We start from the raw sequence: 16982 nt of genomic DNA on the forward strand, positions 1-16982 counted from the left end.
CCCTCCCATCCGCGTCTATAAGCGCGGCTGTAGCAAAAGGAATTCGCCCATGCGCAGCGCAAAGATCAGCCGTCAGACCACCGAGACCGAAATCTCGGTCGAGGTCAATCTGGACGGCACCGGCCAGTATGACAACCAAACCGGCGTCGGGTTTTTCGATCACATGTTGGACCAGCTTGCGCGCCATTCGCTGATCGACATGACGATCCGCGCAAAGGGCGACTACCACATCGACGATCACCACACGGTCGAGGATACCGGTATCGCGCTGGGTCAGGCTTTGACCGAAGCCCTGGGCGACAAGAAAGGTATTCGGCGGTATGGCGAATGTCATTTGCCGATGGACGACGCGCAGGTGCGCTGCGCGCTGGACCTGTCGGGCCGTCCGTTCCTGATCTGGAATGTGGACCTGCCGACACCCAAGATCGGAACGTTCGACACCGAACTGGTGCGCGAGTTCTTTCAGGCGCTCAGCACTCATGGCGGCATAACGCTGCATATCGACCAGTTGCACGGTTTCAACAGCCACCACATTGCCGAGGCCGCGTTCAAGGCGGTCGCGCGCGCGTTGCGTCTGGCGGTTGAAACCGACCCACGCAAAGCCGATGCGATTCCGTCCACCAAGGGCGCGTTGTAAATGCTGACAGCCATTATCGACTACGAGAGCGGCAATCTGCACTCGGCAGAGAAGGCGTTTCAACGCATGGCGCGCGAACTGAATGCGGGTGAGGTCGTTGTGACCTCGGACGCTGACGTCGTTGCGCGCGCGGATCGTCTGGTGCTGCCAGGTGACGGCGCATTTCCTGCCTGCGCTGCCGAGCTGCGGGGCCACAAGGGTATCTATGACGCCATGGTCGAAGCGGTCGAACAAAAGGGACGGCCGTTTCTGGGTATCTGCGTTGGGATGCAGCTTATGGCCTCAAAAGGCCACGAATACGCCGAAACGGACGGTCTGGGTTGGGTTGCCGGGGATGTGGTGCGGATCGCCCCTTCGGACAGCGCGCTAAAGGTACCGCATATGGGGTGGAACGATCTGGTGCTCGAAAGTGACCACCCGGTCTTTGAGGGGGTGAAGTCGGGCGACCATACCTATTTCGTCCATTCCTACCATTTCCGCGTCACCGATCCGGCGCAACGGCTGGCCTATGTGGATTATGGTCAGGAAGTCACGGCCGTGATCGGCCGCGACACGATGATTGGCATGCAGTTCCACCCCGAAAAAAGCCAGGATGTTGGCCTGCGTATGATCGGGAACTTCCTGAACTGGACGCCCTAAGCCTTACTGAACGCGCGTCCACGTCTGCCCACGGCAGACCAGACCGCCAGCAACACAGCCTTTTACGGTCAGTTGGTTCTGGCCGTTCAGCGACATTTTCGAGTTGTAGGTCTTGTCCTTGTCCGGGGCCCAGATTTTACCGCCGCCGTAGGCTCCGTCACCCTCTGGCGTCATGTCCCAGATCATCTGTTTGCCCAAGTGCTCATAATCCAGCACCTGATCGCCCGAGCCGTCAAATGCGCTGTCGATGGTGCCGCAGGTCGCACTTCCGCAGGGCTGGATCGAAACCTGAAGATAATTGCCATCTTCATTCGGCTCGGTCTTCCACAGACCGTCAACCGGATCAGCCGTTGCCGCCGTGGAAAGAACGCACAGGGCTGCCGCTGCAATGATCGAATATTTCATGATGTTCTCCATTTGGTGGCGATACTGTGTCGCGCAGAAGGCCGTGCCGCAAGATTGACCCAGCGTCGCGTTGCAAACCCTGCCCCGCTTGTGCGATATCCCGCCGGAACGACCATGAAAGAAGGCCCAAAATGATCCTTTACCCCGCTATCGACCTCAAAGACGGCCAGGCCGTGCGCCTGCTGCGCGGTGAAATGGACAAGGCAACCGTGTTCAACGACGACCCGGCGGCGCAGGCCAAAGCCTTCGTCGACGCGGGATGTGACTGGCTGCATCTGGTTGACCTGAACGGCGCTTTCGCTGGCGAGCCGGTCAATGCGGCACCGGTCGAGGCGATTCTGGCAGCCTGCAACGTACCCGCACAACTGGGCGGTGGCATCCGTGACATGGCAACGATCGAAACCTGGATCGACAAAGGGCTGGCGCGTGTCATTCTGGGCACCGTGGCCGTTGAAAACCCTGATCTGGTGCGCGAAGCGGCGCGGGAATTCCCCGGCAAGGTCGCCGTGGGCATCGACGCGCGCAACGGAATGGTCGCCACCAAAGGCTGGGCCGAAGAAACCGACGTGCAAGTTACCGATCTGGCCCGCAGCTTCGAGGACGCGGGCGTTGCGGCGATCATCTACACCGATATCAACCGCGACGGAGCCATGCAGGGCCCCAATATCGAGGCCACCGCCGCCCTTGCCCGGGCCGTGTCAATTCCTGTGATCGCGTCTGGCGGCGTCAGTTCCCTGGACGATCTTATTGCCCTGCGCGATTGCGGCGTGGAACTGGACGGAGCGATTTCCGGGCGCGCACTTTACGACGGCGCGATTGATCTGGCCGAGGCCATCCGCGCCCTAGGCTAGGTTACTGCGCGGCCGCAGCGGTCAACTTGGCCAAAGCGCCGCGCATCTTGTCGATCACCGGTGATTTCTCGACCTCATCCAGCTCATCCATCGTCTCTTTGGGGTCTTCGTAGGCCAGCCACACCTGACCATCGGCGTCTTCGTATGCCTGAACCTTCAACGGCAGGAACAGGCCGGCCCTCGGGTCGATCTGCATCGCGGGTGTGCCAAGCGCTGGGTTGCCAAAGATCAGGACCTGATTGGCAGGGATCGGCGTGCCAACCTTTTCGGCGCCGGCTGCATGGTCGACCCGAGCGAACACGGTTGCGCCCGCATTGCCGACGGCTGTCTCGAGCGCGTCCAGCGCCTCGGCGACAGATTTGTCTGTAGGGATTTTGATAATGTCGTCTGCCATAGCGGACAGAGCGCCTCCGAAAGTCAGAAAAGTTGCCAGTATCAGATTGCGCATATCGGAATTCCTTTGTTGAATTTCACCCCAGTTTTCACAGCTTTGCGCCATGCGGCAATCACAAGTCTGGCATCGGCGGGGCTTTGCCGGTAGACGTGCCCGCAATAGAGGACACCACATGCTAAAAACCCGCATCATTCCCTGTCTGGATGTCGCCGATGGCCGTGTGGTCAAAGGCGTCAATTTTGTTGGCCTGCGTGATGCGGGCGATCCGGTTGAGTCGGCAAAAGCCTATGACGCAGCCGGAGCCGATGAGATCTGTTTTCTGGACATCCACGCCACCCATGAAAACCGGGGCACGATGTTCGATGTGGTCCAGCGGACGGCGGAGCAGTGCTTTGTTCCTCTGACCGTGGGCGGCGGCGTGCGCACCAAAGAGGACGTGCGCGCCCTGCTGCTGGCCGGTGCTGACAAGGTCAGCTTCAACTCGGCAGCCGTGGCGAACCCGGATGTGATCGCGGAATCGGCGGATCAATTCGGCAGCCAATGCATCGTCTGCGCAATCGACGCCAAAACTGTCAGCCCCGGCAAATGGGAGATATTCACTCATGGTGGCCGCAAGCCAACGGGCATCGACGCAGTGGAATTCGCGAAAACCGTGGTTGCCAAGGGTGCCGGTGAAATCCTGCTTACTTCGATGGACCGCGATGGCACGAAGGCTGGGTTCAACCTGCCTCTGACCCGCGCCATTTCCGACGCCGTTGACGTGCCGGTCATTGCTTCTGGCGGTGTCGGCAATCTTGACCATCTGGTCGAGGGCGTGACCGAAGGCGGTGCAAGCGCCGTTCTTGCCGCCTCGATCTTTCATTTCGGCGAATACACAATCCGCGAGGCCAAAGAGCATATGGCCGCCGCAGGCATACCGATGAGGCTGACATGAGCATCCTGCAAGACCTGGCCACAACGATTGAGGCGCGCAAGGGCGCTGACCCGGACAGCAGTTGGACCGCTAAGTTGCTGGCAAAAGGCCCCGAAAAATGCGCCGAGAAGTTCGGTGAAGAAGCTGTAGAAGCGATCATCGAAGCCGTTAAAGGCGATCAGGCAAAGCTGACCTCCGAGGCTGCGGATGTGCTTTATCATCTTCTGGTTATGCTGGCCGCGCGTGACGTCGCGTTGGACGACGTACTGGATGAGCTGGCGCGGCGTCAGGGCGTCAGCGGTCTGGAAGAAAAGGCAGCGCGACCAAAGGGGTGACGTCCGCCCTCGCAATCTCTTAGTGTGTCCTTGGACGGTTCACAGATCAAAGGCGCGGACATGATCAAAGCTTTGGGGTTTGTATTTGCGCTTGCGATACTGGGCGCCTGTTCGGTCGCCCCGCCTTCAACCGGAGACGAGGTTCAGCGGCTGGCGTCCGAAATTCGCAGCCTTGGCCCCGATATCGACCCCGAAGAAGCAGACCGTGCGGCGCGTATCGCCTATTCCTACACCGCGCAGTTGGTGCAGGAGTACGAAATCACGGACCCTCCGCTGATACACAACGCCAAGGTCAACAAGGGGCTGCGCCCTCGCGGGTTGTGTTGGCACTGGGCTGAAGACATCGAGCGGCGGCTGGATCAAGAAGGCTTTCAAACGCTGGAAATGCATCGCGCTATCGCCAATGCGGACAACCCGTTCCGTATCGACCACAGCACCGCGATCATCAGCCGCAAAGGTGAGACCATGTACGATGGCGTCGTTCTGGACCCATGGCGGTACGGTGGAACCTTATTCTGGTCGCCATTGCCGGAAGATACGAAATACGAATGGGTGCCGCGCGAAATCGTACTTGAACAGCGGCGGCTAGAGCAGGTCGCACGGCTGAAGCCCCTGCCCGACGGTTAAACCTTCAGAGCTTGGACGATATCACCCCGGTCGCAAAGCCGCCCATGCGAAGCTCTCCGAACAGGCGTTGATATTCGATTTTCGGGCAACGATTCATCACAACATCAACGCCGTGCGCTTCGGCTACTGCGGCGGCTTCAGGGTTTTCCACGCCGATCTGCATCCAGACTGTGCGCAAGTTTGGAAACGCCTTCAGCGCCTCATCAACGATTGGCGGAACAGCTTCTGAACGTCGGAAAATATCCACCATGTCTACCGGCCCGGAAATATCCGACAGCGAAGCGCGGACCGTCTCACCGAACAACATTTTGCCTGCGTGCCCCGGATTGACAGGGATCACCTTGTATCCCTTGAGCGATAGGTAACGCGCCACATAGTAGCTGGGACGGACCGGATTCATCGAAACGCCAACCACGGCGATCGACTTGGTTCGCTGCAGAATGTCTTTCAGAAACGCATCGGTATAGTCAGTCATGCGGCCACCCTATTCGGACCACACAAAAGAAAAAAGCGCTCAGATCGAAATCTGAGCGCCAGTTGTTGGAACGAGGGACAGTGAAATGACCCGCGGCAGTTCCGTTCCGCGGTCACTGTGACATTTAGGCATAAGTTTTCAGAAAAAAAGAGGTCGCGCTCATTTTTGTGATGACACGCCAAAAAAGGCGGGAATTCGCCTACTGATCATAAAGAGCGGCAGGCCAATATGACTCGGCCATACGGATATATTCCGGGGCATCACTGTTCCAAATAAGTTCAATCTCAGGCGAATGGGTCAGGTAAAGGCGGCCATCGACCACTTGCCATAGGTTCGGGTCCGTACTGACCAATTGCCCCTGCGCCATTGCATATGCGCAGTACCCACCAAACTGAGGAGCATAGGCCCGCGGGTTCATCTCAAATGCATCCCGATTCTCGGCTGACACAAAGTGCCACTCGGCCCCTTTCCACATCACAGAGAATTCGGGCAAACCTTGAACGGGTGTTCCGCCATTGAAATAGGAAACCGCATCGTAGCCCGCCATAGCTGCGCCGCCCGTCTCGAAAAAGATGGGCATGTCCTGCGCATAGGCAGCCGGGGCAAAAACAGCAGCGGCGATCGCGCCAAGAAGGAAACGTCGGTTCATCGTCATCAAGTCACGTTTTGAGAGTCAGGGTATCAAATTGCAATTTTTCTTTGCATCTGGAACCCCCATTAACGTGGTTGTGATCAGGCGCGACGCGAAAACAGCCGATCAATCAAAGATATCTTCAATCACGTCCCAGGCTTCGTCCAGAACACGAGAGAAAACACCCTTTTTCTTCTTCTTTTTGTTCTTGTAAGGGCGATGATATTTTGCGTTATCCCGCGCGGGCTTGCTTTCCGACAGTTTGCGCTTGGGCACCATTTTCAAGTCGTGCAGCGGGGCGCCACAGCTTGAACAACTAAGCTCATGACGCTGCTTCCCTTTGAGAACCAGCGCCGCGCGGGTTCCGCAATAGCAGCAGGTGGCGATTTTCGAGGGCGTGGAAATGGTGCTCTCCTGTTTATCTGTGCCTTGAGGCATATAGGGCAATCGCGGCCGCATTTGAGACGTTCAGAGAACCAAACCCACCCGCTGCGTCGATTTTCACCAGGTGATCAACGGTTTCCTTGGTCTTTTGGCGCAGGCCCGGCCCCTCGGCCCCAAGCACCAGCGCCACTGGTTGATCCAGTTTGCCGTCCAAAGTGACCTCGATAGTAAGGTCCGCTTCGCCGTCCAGACCCAGCACCAGAAAGCCCATATCCTGCAACGCGACTATAGCATCGGCCAGATTGCGAACACGCAGGTAGGGCTGCCTTTCCAGCGCACCACTGGCGGTTTTTGCAAGCGCCCCCGTTTCCGGGGCCGAATGATGGCGCGTTCCGATAACCGCGCTGGCCCCGAGCACTTCGGCCGAGCGTAGAATCGCCCCGACATTGTGCGGGTCTGTCACGCGGTCCAGCAGGATCACGCGCGGGTGTTCGCGCCCGATGCAGTTCTCGGCCAGCCCACCCCAATCCAGCGGCTTTACCTCTAACGCCGCGCCCTGATGCACGGACCCCGGATCAATCGGAGCGGTAAATTTGCGCGGATCGACCATCTCGGGTTCAATCCCTGCAAACTCAATGGCTTCGGCCAATTTGTCACGCGCATTGCGGGTCACTATCAAGCGCAGCTTCTGCCGTTCTGGGTTCATCAAGGCGTCGCGTACAGCGTGCAGTCCGAACAGCCAGACGGTTTCGGACGCCGCAGCTTTGCGCGCCTGTTCCTTTTCAACGACCCACTTGGGTTTTTTCATTTCTTGGGCCTCCGGGCCGGGAAATCGGTTTCCTGCGCCAAAGCGATATTTTCCTGTTGACGCTCCTTTAAGGCGCTAGTAATCACGCCTCCACGTCAGGTGCAACGCCTGACAGTGGGCGACAGGCCGCAAGGTGTGGCAGGGGACTGTAACTCCCTCGCGGAGACGCACGCCTGGTTCGATTCCAGGGTCGCCCACCATTTCCAAATTTCACTTAAAATAGTCAGATACTTACAGAGCGAATTGTCAAACTTTTGTATGAGGTTTGACAGTTTACGTTCTTTCTTTGACCTTACCCATTGATGCCATAGCGTCCTCAGACAGTTGCGCGCGGCTTGCGGCCACAGTGTAACGGGTGACTTCGGACAGGGTTTTGTGACCGCTGATAGCCATGATTTGATGCGGTGTGCATCCGCCTTCTGCCAACATTCGACAAGTTGCCTTGCGCAGACCGTGAGCTGACAAGCCAGAAAGTCCGGCGTCTTGAACCATGCGCTTGAACCAATTGGTGAAACTCTCGGGCTTCAGCGGGCCGCCTCGGTCGGACACCAAAAATGTCAAATTGTTTTTCGGCAAAGAATCGAGGGTACGTTTCAGCTCAAAGTGTATCGGGATCGAAACTTGCTGGCCCGTCTTTTGCTGCGTGATCGTCAGCACATTGTTTCTGACGTGTTGCCGCCCCATGCGCACCACATCGGCCCTGCGCTGCCCCGTGTAGAGCAAAAGCATCAACGCCAAATGCGCCCGAGACCCGGGCTTATGATGCGCCAAAAAACGTTCAATGTGTTCATCCTCCCAAGTAGTGAAGCCCCCTGTATTTTCTTTCAGCTTGCGCACGCCTATGGTCGGATCATCGCGACGCCAGCCCATTTCAACTGCGTGACGCATAAGGATGCGGATCATTCGCAAGAGGCGGTTCGCAGCGGATGGTGTTCCTGCCCTTTCGTTCACCAATCTTTGAATGTGCCGGCGCTGAAGCAAGGCCACCCTCTTGTCTGCGTGCTCCTTTCGAAACCGTTCTAAGATGTTGCGATACGTGCGTTTTGTTACATCGGACAGGTTGGTGAAGTCGGACGTGCGGTAGTAACTAGCCACCAGTGCGGTGATGGTCCCCGGCTTGCTCTTGGTCCTGCCCACGTCCATGCGTTCGCCTTGGGCCGCCAGCTCATAAGCGGCCATGAACTCGGGACTCCATGGCAAACCGGACAATGCAGCACGGGGATAGCCCGTGCGGCGATAATACCAGCGCATCTTGCCATGTCTGTCTTCAAAGCCCTGACAGTATTTGGGCGGTCTTCGGAGTTGTTTCATTGGTCAGTCCCATTCATTGATGTCGGAACCGCCAGCATCTGACGAGTCTTGGTCGCCCGGCAAGGCATCAATCGCACTGTCGAGCGCACGCACGTCCCAAAGCACGCGATTATACACACGCTTGGGGCCGGGCATCAGGCCATCGCCCATCATGCGGTCAAAAGTATTCGGGCTAACCCCGGCATATGCTGATGCCTCTCCACGTGACAGCAGCCTTGCGCAAGGCGGCGGCAAGACCCTGTGTCGTACTTGGGAGGCGGTGGCCATTGACTTACCTCTTCGCATCCGTAGCCAATACGGCCAGCGCATCGATGATCTCCGGCTCAGAATATATTACAGTCCGTGGACTCACCCGTATCCCTCGCGGAAAGATGCCGCGCCGACGCAAGCGATACTGGGTGCCTCGTGAAACTCCGAAGCGGGATACGATCTGACGCTCACGGATATAAGGGGGGCGAATGTCTGTATTTGGCAGGGTTTTCTTACTCACTATGCGGGCCTCACAAAGCTTCTTGGGCGTTCTGAGCAAAACATGGAGTATTTCTTCGGTGTTTTCTGGTGCCCTAAAAGGCACTTTTACAACTCTCGCCTCCGATAACCCTTCGTTTGGTTCTCGATCGCCCTGCGATGATTGGTTTCCAAGTCTTCGATTAAGGCGGAAACGGATACACCTCTCGATCTGGCCGACTGGTCTAGCCAATCTTCCAAGAGTTGCCGACGGAAGTTGTCAATTGGATAGAACTTCTGGCCGTTTCCAATCTGAACACTTGGCGGACTGACGATGAGCGATTGGCCCAACGCTTCGAAGCAAGCTTGGATAGTATTGAGTTTGGGAATAGTTCGAGATTTTTCGTCGCTGCTGAACCATTTCTTGATAGTCCGGGAGGGAACGCCTGAGAGGTGTGAAAGCTGATCGTATGAAACACTTTTCTTGTTCATTAACTGCGCGAGCCATTGGACAATATCGTCGGCTCCTGCCAACCCGTTGCGGCCAGGTAGACGAGAAACGATAGTATTATCTTGGTCTTCGGTATCGGTAGGTTCTAAAGGTATCGGCGGCCATTCCCTTTGCGGCGGCATAATCTCACGTTTCTTGCGTTTTCGTACTTCGGTCATTGCGGGACTATCCGTTGGAAAGAGCTTTTGAAGTTGGCGTATGGTGTGTTCAGCTTCAACCTTCTTGCTCGGCTTCTAAGGCCGCAACATCGTGCTGCTGTTTCCAGACTGTTTGCGTCTGTTTCGAGCCAACCACTTCTACAAAGTCGTCGGGGGTCTGTTTCGCGAACTGCATCACCGCCTCGCGCCCCCTTCCATAGTAGAGCGTCGTTCCAGTGATTGGCTCCACTCCGGTGTTCGTCTTGTCGCCAACCGCTTGGTCCCAGAACCCAAGGTGTTCTGCTGCTTTTCGCAGATGCGCGTATGACCAAGGGAACTGATCGCCGAACACCCCTACGATGGTTGGACGCATCACGTCGACGGCGTCTTTGGTTCGCATTGGGTTGCGGGGGTCATTGTCGGCGGGCGCAGCCAATTGGACGTTGCCCACAAGTTTGTACGCGGGTGCGCCGTCGTCCTGAACAAGCGTTCCCTCGTCGATAACATTCATGTCCGCTGCGGCAGTCTCAGGCAGATAGAATGTCATTTCTTGCCCATCATCTTCTGCGCCGCTCCTAGGATCCGCGACAATCACCTGATCGAACCCAATGTCGCGCCCCCGGCTGAGATATGAGAATATTTCGCTACGGGTCTTATCGTCGCGAGAGTTCAGAAGTTGCGAAAACTCTTCACCCGTTATTGGAGCAGTCTGCCCCCTACGTCGGGTGTAGACAGCCAGCCGTTCACTTAAGTTGTGCCCCCGACGCCTCGTTGGGGGTGTCATTTTGTGGTCAACTTCAGAAAGCTACAAAATGTTGTGGATTCGACGAGGAATTGCTTTTCTGCCGGTTGCCACGAGAGCAATAGATACTTCGCGATTGTGAAAGGTCAGATTCCTTGGTGCGCTGCGATCACAGTTGTCCAGGAAGCCCACAGTTCCCTGCGGGCTTTCAGAACTTTTTTATCCAACGATTTGAAAATTAGTCAATTTTCGCAACATCGTCGGGTTTCCAAGTTTGGTCGAAGAACTCGATACCCGTTCCAAACAGTCGCACAGCTGTCAGGAAGTTTCTTCCCTCAACGGTCTTGATGAAATTGGACTCAGGAGCGCCGTCTGGCAGCGTCGGACCGAAGTAGAGATCAACCGAACCATCATCATTCTTCTCGTAATCGTTGAATTGATTGATAGACGGCATGAACTGGTCAGTTTCCGGCATCGTCCCATCGGTTACGTTGTAGAGCGTTACTGCCCAGAACAGCTTCGCCGGAATACCCGCCGGCAGATGTAGCTTGTAGTGGTGGCTACCATTCAAGAATTCGCCGTCCGCGTCTCTGGCAGTAACCGGATATTTTGCACCACCATTGATAACGCGTTTAACCATTGCTGGTGACGTGCTGTATGCAAATTGCATAAAGGCAGCCCTTTGGTCGATGTCGAGGTAGCCGTCCTGCATAAACTCGGCGGTAGCTCCAGACCAAACGCGTTCATACTGTCTGTCATAGTAATAGAAGTTACGGCCATCCGGTCGACCGACCTGCCTGGAGGCAAAGATCATCTTTGGTGCAACTTCCATCGCCTTGTTCAAGGATTCCATTTGCTTGGCAGTTGGATTAAATGGCTCACCCTTCTTGATGCCGAGGGAAGCCAAAACACCGCGAGTAGCCGGCGGAATGGCCGAGTAAGGCTCATGGTCCACGAACTCTTTCATTTTCGTCCAAAAGTCGAAATCGGTTTCATACATCATGTTGAGGCGCTTGCCCGAGGCGTTCGGGAACTCCATTGCCGGAATATCCTTCTCCACTTCCCAAAGTGGGTAAATACGAATTTGTTCCGCCGTCGCGACCGCCTCGGAGGGATCTGGACCACCATCACCCTGCTTCATGATTGTGCGAAAGAAGATAAACACGTTGTATGTCGGAGACTCGAACGTGTAATACCCGCCATTCGGAACCGGGCCATCGTAGTTGGGTGGAAGAAGGAGATACAGTCCGCCTTTTCCGCCATCTGGACCAGCGGCGCCTACGTCCGTCAACGTTACTTGGAAGAAATCTGTGAGCATGCTCACTGTATTGGGTGGAGCCGCAACAACCAATGGGCCGGTTTCTTTGAGATCTGCGTAACCCATTGAATAAATAACGTCAGCGTTAGGTGTCGGAACCCAGGCGCGGGAGTCCATTCTTTCTTTCCAGATCGGAATGACGTTGTAGCCCGCTCCAAACACTGCCTCAGACCCATCGCGCAGGCCAATGGTGTTCATTGCCGGTAACATGTCGTAGTAGGCCTGAATCGCTCTATGATAGTAGAGTTCGTCTACCAATTTCTGCGCCTCAGACTCCTCAAGCCAGTTGCCATTGTTGATTTGCTGCATCAATGGCGGAAGCTCCGTTGAGACAGTGTCCTCATTTGCATGGGCCTTGGAGGCGCTGGCGCCCGCCGCAATGAGGCTGAGGGCAATTGCCGCCGATAAATGATTGGTAAGAAGTTTCATGTATCTCTCCTAAAAAATTTGATCGGAATTCTTGTGGCTGAAGGCGCCGCTGCGCAACCATCAGACTACTCGACAATGGTGGCCTCTTTGGCTGTCAAAATCACGCATCATTCTTATCCAAAATCTGCAAACATCTCTTGAGACTGGGTTTTTGAGACTAAACTTCCGTCTAATTGCGATGCAGTGTTTCCGATGGCAGGCAGCCGAACAGCCGCTTGTATTGGTTCGTGAAATGCCCTTGATGGTGAAAGCCGTAAGTCGCGGCCACGCTGCCTATTGTAGCCCCATTCGAGATCGCGCCTTGCAGTTCGCGATGCACTCTATTGAGCCTCATGCGTCGCAGCCAGGTCGCAGCTGAAAGGCCCGTGACATCTTTGAATGCATAGTGAAGTGTCCTAAGGCTGACACCATAATGAGCGCAAAGAGTGGTCAATCCTATGTTTCCGGTCACGTCGGATAGAACCAGATCTGTTGCGTCCCCCACCAGTCTGGCCGGTCTGGAAACCCGGTGTTCCTTTAGGCCGCCGCCATTTGACTTCACCAGCTCCCAAAGAAACAACTTGATAAACTGATCGGAGAGACGCTTAAGAGCGGCTCTGTCGTCGGAAAAATCTGAGATAGCCCGGTCAATGAGCGATTGTCCCTGATGGCGTAAAGAAGCTGCACCTGCCGTCGAAAGGGTTGAGGCCCCATGCAAGTTGCCACTGATTTCGCCTTTCCCAGATAGCGCCGATGAAATCCGGAACACGTCGTTTTCAGGAACTCCGAGCACCAGCGCGTCGTAGAAATTGGAGGAAATCAGATCGCCGGCCTTGTTTGGTGCTTGCATGAGAACTGTGTCCACGCCCGCTTTCTGGCCGATCCAGTTTGCATCTCCTTGCTGATCGAACGGCAAAGCAAAGGCAAAAGCCCCAGCTGGGGCTGTTCCACGGTAGCGAATTTTTTGTCCCCATCGAATTCTGAGGATCTGGGACTCATTAACCTGCGCCAGCTTGAGGCCACCCTCGAATTGACCGCCCGACAACTGGTCATACTCCTGATCCCAGTTGACGACTGCGTCGCTTAGCTCTTCAAAGCTTTGCGTTTTAAGGCTGAACGACTCAACTATATCATCGTGGCTTTGCATCCATCGAATCCCAACAACGATACCTAGCCGTTTATCAGGTCAAAATGATCACGAACGCGATACCAACTAGAAAATTCTCCGAACGCCATTTTCCAGTCTTCATGAACCGCGAAACTCACTCAACCACCTCCCGAAGCAGATCTGCAATCTCTGCCTCCAGCTCCTTTAACTCGGCATCGATCTCGTCGAGCGGACGGGGTGGAACGTATTTGTAGAAATAGCGATTGAAGTTGATCTCATACCCGACACGCCCAACGTGGCCGTCCTGCCCATCGGTGTGAGTTTCATCCACCCAGGCATCCGGGACAAAGGGCAGGACCTCACGTCTCACATAATCGCGCCAGTCCTCATTCAGCGGCACCAATTCGTGATCGCGCAGATTGGTGTCCGGTTCAGTGTTGCCCTTGCTGTCAGCGCAAGCCTCGGCGTCTTCATCACGCTCCGACAAGGCCGAAAGGATCGCCTTTCTAACCGGCGCTCCAACCTTGAGGCCAGACTCTTTAAACGCCGCTGTGAGTGCCTTGTCGAAGTCGTCGCGGTTGATCCAACGTTCATCGGTAGGAAGGGCCTCCAACGCCGCCAGAACGCGGCTCTGCTCACTTTCTTCAAGTTTTTGAAATGGCTTGGCCTCGCGCACCGTCTCAAGTCCCTCGGGGGTCACCGCAAAGGCGAGTTTCAACGGTCGATCCACCCGAATTTCACGATAGCCAAAGTCGGTCGTCTTAAAGATTTTTGAAACTTCGCCCCAGTCACCGTCGCCGTTCAACATCTCAGCGTAGATGCGGGCGATCTCATCGCAGGCTTCAATCGGAATTTCGCGACGCTTGGACCCGAGGGACTTGCGCATGGACTTCCAGAAACGCTCACCACTGGCGTCAATCAGCTGCACCTTGCCGCGCCGGGCTGTGTCCTTGCGGTTCGTGAGCAGCCAAACATATGTCTGGATGCCGGTGTTGTAGAATAGGTCGGTGGGCAGCGCGATGATAGCCTCCACCCAGTCGTTTTCAAGCATCCAGCGACGTATCTCACTCTCGCCGGATCCGGCCCCGCCCGTGAAAAGCGGTGAGCCATTCATGACAATACCAACACGCGAGCCTTGCTCATCGTTCCGCATCTTCGAGATCATGTGCTGTAGGAAGAGCAGCTGTCCGTCCGAGATCCGCGGCAGGCCTGCACCAAAGCGCCCGCCCATGCCTAGTTCTGCAGCCTCGTCCTTGATGGGGTCAGCGTATTTCTTCCAGTCCACGCCATAGGGCGGATTTGATAACATGTAATGGAAGCGTTTGTTAGCGTGGGCGTCTTGGGTCAGCGTGTTGCCGAAGGCGATGTTCTCGGGGTTGTGCCCGGTCACCAGCATGTCGGATTTGCAGATCGCGAAGGACTCGGGGTTCAGTTCCTGCCCGAAGAGTTCGACGCGGATGCGGTCGTTGAGCGCCTTCATCTCCATCTCAGCAATTGACAGCATCCCGCCTGTGCCCGCTGCCGGGTCATAGACCTGCCGGATGACGCCAGAGCCGGTCAGCGCGTCCTTGTCGTTGATGAGCAATAACGAGACGATGAGACGGATGACCTCGCGCGGGGTATAGTGTTCCCCTGCTGTCTCGTTTGAAATCTCCGAGAAGCGGCGGATGAGGTCTTCGAACAGATACCCCATTTCAAGGTTAGAGATCGCGTCGGGGTGCAGGTCAATCTGGGTGAAGCGGTCGAACACCTGATAGAGCAGCCCGGCATCGTTCAGCCGTTTTAGCTGATCAGTGAACAGGAACTTGTCGAGGAAGATGTCGCGGACGTTGCCTGAGAACTTGGTGATGTAGTCGAGCAGGTTCATATGGATGTCTTTGGCATCCTGCCCCTTGAGCGAAGCAAAGGTGAAGTGGGACAAGTTGTAAATGCGGATGTTTTGACCAACAGAGCCAAAAAGCAGCGTGTCGCGTGCCTCGTCGTCCATATCATCTGGCAGCGATGCGGCCATGTCGAGGACGCTCTGCTTGCTCTCTTCAAGAATGCAGTCTAGGCGTCGCAGCACGACAAAGGGCAATATTACTTTGCCATACTCAGATTGCTTAAAATCCCCACGAAGCAGCTCAGCTATAGACCAGACGAAAGAACTAAGTGATTTAATATCTGCGCTCATAGTATACAGCCTGCTCTTATCTTTGTTTTCTTAAGCGGGAATCCTCCCACTGTATCTTTGGCGGCACGCTAACATGAGAATTTGGGCATATCCAAGGCGGCTCGGATAATGGTTTGCCAGTATGGCGCAAAATGCGTCTGTCAAGTTAGGTAACGCTGAATCCTCATTGCGTCTGCCCAAGGCTGTTACTGCTTTCCTACGGGTTGTTTCGAAACCGCTTATCTTTACTTTGGCAAATAGTTGATAGAAAGGCCGGGTTGCAGGTTTCGTCTTGCGCCCCCGCAAATTCGCAGATGATTGGAAGTCAGAAATGAGATGGCATAAACTTCGTTGAACAATCAGTACATATCCGGCCCGAACCTCGGTTTCGAGGCGACCCACAGCCTCCTAATACTCATGCTGATGTCGGGCGAAATTTGTATCGTGGGGGAGTGAGAAGGCGATGGAGGTTGTAGCATGAGTTCCCGACTAGGGAGATCGGTAAAATTGTTTCTTGCCGAAGGCACGGCGTCCGGCCTGACAACGGCCGAGATAATGAACTGGACTGGTCATGTCCTATCCGGGTCACGGAATGGATTGCCTGCTTTCCTCAAACGCTCGGAACTTGACCGTACCGGAATCTATTTCCTGACTGGTCGCGATCCTAAGGACCCGGATACCCTTCAACTCTACATCGGTGAAAGCGACAATGTCCGAAAGCGTCTCGTTCAGCACAACAGAGACTCCGGCAAGGATTTCTGGGAGAGCACTTGCGTTGTAACCAGCAAAGACCAGAACATCACTAAGGCGCATGCGCGTTATCTAGAGGCGCGGTTGATTGCTATCGCAAACGCTGTGGGCAACTCCAGTGTTCAGAATAGCACGGCACCCCCGCCGGTCGCCCTGCCGGAGGCCGACGCGTCCGACATGGAGTACTTCATAGACCAGCTTCGCCTCATCCTGCCGGTCCTTGGGTTTGATTTCCTTCGCCAGCACAGAGCCATGACCAAGGTAGTTTCCGCCGGGGACGAAATCACCTCAGAAATCGAAGTCGCACCACTGTTCAAGTTTGTCCACAGTAAGCTTGGGTTGGAAGCGCGCGCCCGCGAGGTCGAAGGGGAATTTATTGTTCTGGAGGGATCGGACGCAGTGAGTGCCTGGTCGAGCACTTCGGACCACAGCTATTCAAAACGGCACGCGCAGCTAATCAAGACGGGCAAGCTGGTCCCGGGGCAAAAGGGCCTTCTTAGCTTTGCGCAAGATGTCGCGTTCAATAGCCCAAGCGCGGCATCTGCGGTGGTTTACGGGCGCCCCGACAACGGTCGCTCGTCTTGGAAGGTCAGCGGCTCCAACGTTTCCTATGGGGACTGGCAATCAGAACAAGTGGCGAAGACTGCTGTTGAAGCGGCGGGTGAGAACGACGACATCGAGTCCGATGGATGAATTTCTCCAGCGACCTCGTCGAGGAAGCCACTGGATCTGTTATGGCGCAGGGTCCAAAAACCTAGGAAGCAATCCTATGGTTAAAGCCTTGATTGCAAGCTGGCACGAGATGCTGAAACCATACATGGCGGGCGAAATAGGTCTGTTATCGTTAGAGGCCCCAAAAACTATGGAAAACTGGGGCTCGGCGCACCCCCCGGAGCAAGCCTCCCTCGGGAAGGACCCGAGCGAACAGCTTCCCCGCCGTGGCTCTCCTTATGAATTTCTCAACACTGTCAAAATGGCATTTGAGGGGCGGTGACTTGG

General features: G+C 55.7%; 21 protein-coding genes and 1 tRNA gene. 8 read left to right on the top strand and 14 right to left on the bottom strand.

Features of this window, described 5'->3' with window-relative positions; translation table 11 throughout:
* Nucleotides 1-49 precede the first annotated feature (49 nt).
* A complete protein-coding gene (gene hisB, locus ACR0B7_RS07290; RefSeq protein ID WP_170483926.1) occupies nt 50-637 on the top strand; it encodes an imidazoleglycerol-phosphate dehydratase HisB in 588 nt (195 codons plus the stop codon).
* Nucleotides 638-1276, top strand: a complete 639-nt coding sequence (gene hisH, locus ACR0B7_RS07295) for an imidazole glycerol phosphate synthase subunit HisH (RefSeq protein WP_170483928.1) — start codon at nt 638-640, stop codon at nt 1274-1276.
* 3 nt (nt 1277-1279) lie between these two features.
* Here hisH and ACR0B7_RS07300 read toward each other — a convergent pair whose 3' ends face one another.
* A complete protein-coding gene (locus tag ACR0B7_RS07300) occupies nt 1280-1681 on the bottom strand; it encodes a DUF2147 domain-containing protein (protein WP_170384421.1) in 402 nt (133 codons plus the stop codon).
* 131 nt (nt 1682-1812) lie between these two features.
* Here ACR0B7_RS07300 and hisA point away from each other — a divergent pair, with 131 nt between their 5' ends.
* On the top strand, nt 1813-2532 hold the full coding sequence (gene hisA / locus ACR0B7_RS07305; protein ID WP_170384423.1) for a 1-(5-phosphoribosyl)-5-[(5-phosphoribosylamino)methylideneamino]imidazole-4-carboxamide isomerase: 720 nt from the start codon (nt 1813-1815) through the stop codon (nt 2530-2532).
* Between the two features lies 1 nt (nt 2533).
* On the opposite strand, the gene ACR0B7_RS07310 is transcribed toward hisA, so the two are convergent.
* The gene (locus ACR0B7_RS07310) at nt 2534-2980 is read right to left on the bottom strand and encodes a DUF302 domain-containing protein (protein ID WP_480681187.1); all 447 of its coding nucleotides are present in this window, start codon (nt 2978-2980) and stop codon (nt 2534-2536) included.
* Between the two features lie 118 nt (nt 2981-3098).
* Here ACR0B7_RS07310 and hisF point away from each other — a divergent pair, with 118 nt between their 5' ends.
* The 3 genes from hisF to ACR0B7_RS07325 are packed head-to-tail and all read left to right on the top strand — an operon-like array spanning nt 3099 to nt 4801.
* A complete protein-coding gene (hisF, locus tag ACR0B7_RS07315) occupies nt 3099-3860 on the top strand; it encodes an imidazole glycerol phosphate synthase subunit HisF (RefSeq protein WP_170384425.1) in 762 nt (253 codons plus the stop codon).
* Nucleotides 3857-4174 (top strand): phosphoribosyl-ATP diphosphatase, encoded by a 318-nt coding sequence (locus tag ACR0B7_RS07320; protein ID WP_170384427.1) that lies wholly within the window; start codon nt 3857-3859, stop codon nt 4172-4174. The genes hisF and ACR0B7_RS07320 overlap by 4 nt, the downstream gene beginning before the upstream one ends.
* 60 nt (nt 4175-4234) lie before the next feature.
* Nucleotides 4235-4801: a hypothetical protein gene (locus ACR0B7_RS07325; RefSeq protein ID WP_170562205.1), complete on the top strand. Its 567-nt coding sequence runs from the start codon at nt 4235-4237 to the stop codon at nt 4799-4801.
* A 4-nt stretch (nt 4802-4805) separates the two neighbouring features.
* Here ACR0B7_RS07325 and ACR0B7_RS07330 read toward each other — a convergent pair whose 3' ends face one another.
* The 4 genes from ACR0B7_RS07330 to rlmB all read right to left on the bottom strand — a co-directional run bounded on the left by ACR0B7_RS07330 (nt 4806) and on the right by rlmB (nt 7099).
* Nucleotides 4806-5276, bottom strand: a complete 471-nt coding sequence (locus ACR0B7_RS07330; RefSeq protein ID WP_170483930.1) for a CoA-binding protein — start codon at nt 5274-5276, stop codon at nt 4806-4808.
* A 199-nt stretch (nt 5277-5475) separates the two neighbouring features.
* Complete coding sequence (locus ACR0B7_RS07335) at nt 5476-5925, bottom strand: YHS domain-containing (seleno)protein (protein WP_480681190.1); 450 nt, start codon at nt 5923-5925, stop codon at nt 5476-5478.
* Between the two features lie 108 nt (nt 5926-6033).
* On the bottom strand, nt 6034-6312 hold the full coding sequence (locus ACR0B7_RS07340) for a hypothetical protein (protein ID WP_170778203.1): 279 nt from the start codon (nt 6310-6312) through the stop codon (nt 6034-6036).
* Nucleotides 6313-6325: 13 nt separating this feature from the next.
* Nucleotides 6326-7099, bottom strand: a complete 774-nt coding sequence (gene rlmB, locus ACR0B7_RS07345; protein WP_170483932.1) for a 23S rRNA (guanosine(2251)-2'-O)-methyltransferase RlmB — start codon at nt 7097-7099, stop codon at nt 6326-6328.
* 116 nt (nt 7100-7215) lie between these two features.
* Here rlmB and ACR0B7_RS07350 point away from each other — a divergent pair.
* Nucleotides 7216-7299, top strand: a tRNA-Tyr gene (locus ACR0B7_RS07350).
* 73 nt (nt 7300-7372) lie between these two features.
* On the opposite strand, the gene ACR0B7_RS07355 is transcribed toward ACR0B7_RS07350, so the two are convergent.
* The 8 genes from ACR0B7_RS07355 to ACR0B7_RS07390 all read right to left on the bottom strand — a co-directional run bounded on the left by ACR0B7_RS07355 (nt 7373) and on the right by ACR0B7_RS07390 (nt 15254).
* The gene (locus ACR0B7_RS07355) at nt 7373-8410 is read right to left on the bottom strand and encodes a tyrosine-type recombinase/integrase (RefSeq protein WP_170576563.1); all 1038 of its coding nucleotides are present in this window, start codon (nt 8408-8410) and stop codon (nt 7373-7375) included.
* 3 nt (nt 8411-8413) lie between these two features.
* Nucleotides 8414-8677 carry a helix-turn-helix transcriptional regulator gene (locus tag ACR0B7_RS07360; protein WP_170352524.1) on the bottom strand — a complete coding sequence of 88 codons (264 nt, stop codon included), beginning with the start codon at nt 8675-8677 and terminating at the stop codon, nt 8414-8416.
* Nucleotides 8678-8681: 4 nt separating this feature from the next.
* Nucleotides 8682-8984 carry a helix-turn-helix transcriptional regulator gene (locus tag ACR0B7_RS07365; protein ID WP_480681193.1) on the bottom strand — a complete coding sequence of 101 codons (303 nt, stop codon included), beginning with the start codon at nt 8982-8984 and terminating at the stop codon, nt 8682-8684.
* Between the two features lie 2 nt (nt 8985-8986).
* Complete coding sequence (locus ACR0B7_RS07370; protein ID WP_170352522.1) at nt 8987-9526, bottom strand: helix-turn-helix transcriptional regulator; 540 nt, start codon at nt 9524-9526, stop codon at nt 8987-8989.
* Between the two features lie 55 nt (nt 9527-9581).
* Complete coding sequence (locus ACR0B7_RS07375) at nt 9582-10052, bottom strand: hypothetical protein (protein WP_170576564.1); 471 nt, start codon at nt 10050-10052, stop codon at nt 9582-9584.
* A gap of 433 nt (nt 10053-10485) precedes the next feature.
* Nucleotides 10486-11994: a DUF1254 domain-containing protein gene (locus tag ACR0B7_RS07380; protein ID WP_170352520.1), complete on the bottom strand. Its 1509-nt coding sequence runs from the start codon at nt 11992-11994 to the stop codon at nt 10486-10488.
* A gap of 169 nt (nt 11995-12163) precedes the next feature.
* A complete protein-coding gene (locus ACR0B7_RS07385) occupies nt 12164-13120 on the bottom strand; it encodes a helix-turn-helix domain-containing protein (protein ID WP_170352519.1) in 957 nt (318 codons plus the stop codon).
* Nucleotides 13121-13235: 115 nt separating this feature from the next.
* Nucleotides 13236-15254, bottom strand: a complete 2019-nt coding sequence (locus tag ACR0B7_RS07390; protein ID WP_170352518.1) for a type I restriction-modification system subunit M — start codon at nt 15252-15254, stop codon at nt 13236-13238.
* 456 nt (nt 15255-15710) lie between these two features.
* Between ACR0B7_RS07390 and ACR0B7_RS07395 the strand changes: the two genes are divergently transcribed.
* Complete coding sequence (locus tag ACR0B7_RS07395; protein ID WP_170352517.1) at nt 15711-16676, top strand: GIY-YIG nuclease family protein; 966 nt, start codon at nt 15711-15713, stop codon at nt 16674-16676.
* Nucleotides 16677-16982 lie beyond the last annotated feature (306 nt).

It is taken from the genome of Ruegeria sp. BB6 (assembly GCF_056539385.1).